At 38.1% G+C, this 2,521-nt stretch carries 5 protein-coding genes; all 5 read right to left on the reverse strand.

The annotated features are described in order from the left end of the window. Positions 1–407: ERF family protein (locus ACFIJJ_RS09405; RefSeq protein ID WP_375646759.1), on the reverse strand; the 407-nt coding region annotated here is incomplete at its 3' end. A 241-nt stretch (positions 408–648) separates the two neighbouring features. Continuing rightward, positions 649–1,032 carry a hypothetical protein gene (locus ACFIJJ_RS09410; RefSeq protein WP_273790346.1) on the reverse strand — a complete coding sequence of 128 codons (384 nt, stop codon included), beginning with the start codon at positions 1,030–1,032 and terminating at the stop codon, positions 649–651. Next, positions 1,026–1,427 (reverse strand): hypothetical protein, encoded by a 402-nt coding sequence (locus tag ACFIJJ_RS09415; protein WP_375613985.1) that lies wholly within the window; start codon positions 1,425–1,427, stop codon positions 1,026–1,028. Before ACFIJJ_RS09415 ends, ACFIJJ_RS09410 begins: the two co-directional genes overlap by 7 nt. 3 nt (positions 1,428–1,430) lie before the next feature. Further along, positions 1,431–2,045: a hypothetical protein gene (locus ACFIJJ_RS09420; RefSeq protein ID WP_375624360.1), complete on the reverse strand. Its 615-nt coding sequence runs from the start codon at positions 2,043–2,045 to the stop codon at positions 1,431–1,433. A gap of 11 nt (positions 2,046–2,056) precedes the next feature. Further along, positions 2,057–2,374, reverse strand: coding sequence for a hypothetical protein (locus ACFIJJ_RS09425; RefSeq protein ID WP_375624362.1), 318 nt, complete (start codon positions 2,372–2,374; stop codon positions 2,057–2,059). Positions 2,375–2,521: the final 147 nt, after the last annotated feature.

Raw genomic sequence — 2,521 nt, forward strand, 5'->3', positions numbered from 1 at the left:
GATATTTCATTGCCCGATATATGCTTTAAAGTCATTTCTACAGTTATGTCATTTGAACTCTGGTCTTTGATACGAGAAAACAAGGCAAAGTGATGTTTTGCAAGAGGTTCTTTGATTGCATCAATATATTTATCAAGCGTTGTATAGAGGCTTTTAGTATGTGTATTAATGGCGTTTTGTTCGATATCTTTGTATTCCATTTGCATAGCAGAAAGATCACGGACAAAGTTTTGGCGCTCTTGTCGTTTTATCTCTTGTTCTCGCAATTCAAGAAGACGCTTGAGACGATCCATATCGACATCATTTTCTAAAGCTCTTTCTAAAATAAGCTCCATAGCTGTAGGTTTGATTTCACAATTGTTCGTTGTTTCCACTAATTCCGTTTGTGTGGTACTTAGTTCACTCATCTTGATTTCCTCCTATTTGAGCGCAATTCCCCCGTGGCGTGAATCACGCATGTGTTAAAAGTTGGTTTGGTTGTTAGAGTTTGGATTTTATAGGCTGCATTATGTCTTCAGAAATTATGGTATCTACATAAGGCTCGTCTTTATACCCAGAGATAGTGATACAAAGTTCACCTAGATTGTGAGTATTTCTCACAACTAACTGTGCACACAAGGTAGGTTTAATTCCATATTTATACATGATTTATTTTTTCTCGTTTGTTGTGATACGGCTTTCTCCGCAGATCTCTGAATCTCCGTAAATTTTTGCGTCGCCATAAACTCTTGCATTGGGATAAACAATTGCATTTCCGTAAATCTGTGCGTTTTCAAAAATGCGACCACCACCATATACTCGGGCGTTATTATAAATTTTTGCATTGTCATAAATTTTTGAACCCCAAGTAACACAAGCATTATCATAGACCCAGCAATTGCCATCATGAGAGAGATTGCTTTCATTTTCTATAAAGCCCCCAAGGTCCCCAGCCTTAACATCATCAAAATCTCTTAAAGCACGAATGCGGTACAATGTATGGCAACTTACAATATCGGTGGTTTCATTAGTCAATTCGTATTTTTTCACCATGCTTTTTCTCCAGTGGACATGACGTTATCGCCATCAATATCCGCATCACGATAAATTTTTGCGTCGCCATAAATACGTGCATTACCGGAAACTGTTGCCATTCCATAAACTTCGGCAAAACCGTAAACATGTGCATTATGTTTAATTCGTGCACTACCATAAACTTCAGCATCATCATAAACTTGAGCATTATCGTAAACGCAAGCACAAGATAAGACGAATGCATTACCACCTACCCAGCAATTACCATGATGCGATAGGTTGTTTTCATGTTCTATAAAGCCGCCTAAATTACCTTTTTTAATAACTCCAAAGTCTCTTAAAGCGCGGATACGGTGAAGAGTTACCCCTTTAAACTCAGCTTTCTCATCAGTAAGTTCGTACTTCTTTTCCATGGTTTATTGCCTCACGCCCGTTGTGATGATTTCATCATTGATGATCTCTGCGTTTCCATGAATAAATGCATCACCATAGATTTTGGCATTTCCCCCAACTTTTGCTCTAATGGAAATCAATGGACTGTCATAGATTTTAGCATTTCCATAAATTTCAGCTTTTCCACTAATAAATGCACCACCGGAAACTTGTGCATTTTCGTAGATTTGTGCACTGGCAAAAACACGAGCATGTCCAAAAATCTGCGCATTGCCAAAAATATTAGTTTCTCCGGTAACAGATGCACTACCAAAAACACATGCATTTTCGTAAATATCAGCAATGTTATCAATATAAGCATCACCAAAAACCTTGGCTTTGTCATAAACTCTTGCATGACCATCCACACGAGCGTTTCCATAAACATGTGCATCATCAAAAACCTTGGCATAACCATAGACTTTTGCATCATCGCCTACCCAGCAATTGCCATCATGACTTAGATTGTCTTCTTTTTGTATAAAACCGCCTAGATCGTCTGCTTTAACATCATCAAAATCCCTTAATGCACGAATGCGGTGGAGAGTTTTGCCATCAACCTCAGTTGTTTCATCAGTAAGTTCGTATTTCTTTTCCATGGTTTTTGCCTCTACCTTAAGATAGCATCACTTCCATAAAATGCTGTTTTGCCAGCTACTATGGCATTACCACCAACTTTTGCGTTATTATAAACTTCGGCATCATCATAAACCTTAGCATTTTCATAAACTTTGGCATTTTCATAAACCCACGCCTCACCACCAACCCAGCAATTATCATCATGGCTAAGATTCCATTCACTCTCGACAAAGCCTCCAAGGTCGCCTTCTTTGACATCATCAAAATCTTTTAAGGCGCGTATGCGATAAAGCGTTATTCCATCAATTTTGATTGTTTCATCAGTGAGTTTATATTTCTTTTTTATCATGATAACCTCCTCTTAATGCATGCTTTGTCTTTTAAGCTCTTGAGACAGCACACCAATTCCTTTTGCTGTGATTTTTGCGCAAGGAATGACTTTTTCTATTCCACTTGCGGTTTGAAGTGTGATAGTTGGACAATCCATAAGTTTCTT

The sequence above is a fragment of the Bartonella sp. TT29SHDZB genome (genome assembly GCF_042193395.1).
In the GTDB taxonomy this organism is placed as follows: domain Bacteria; phylum Pseudomonadota; class Alphaproteobacteria; order Rhizobiales; family Rhizobiaceae; genus Bartonella.

Bases quoted from the DNA above. Each gene is read 5' to 3' on its own strand.
- ACFIJJ_RS09410 (WP_273790346.1), bottom strand. From the start codon at position 1,032: ATGGTGAAAAAATACGAATTGACTAATGAAACCACCGATATTGTAAGT.
- ACFIJJ_RS09415 (WP_375613985.1), bottom strand. From the start codon at position 1,427: ATGGAAAAGAAGTACGAACTTACTGATGAGAAAGCTGAGTTTAAAGGG.
- ACFIJJ_RS09420 (WP_375624360.1), bottom strand. From the start codon at position 2,045: ATGGAAAAGAAATACGAACTTACTGATGAAACAACTGAGGTTGATGGC.
- ACFIJJ_RS09425 (WP_375624362.1), bottom strand. From the start codon at position 2,374: ATGATAAAAAAGAAATATAAACTCACTGATGAAACAATCAAAATTGAT.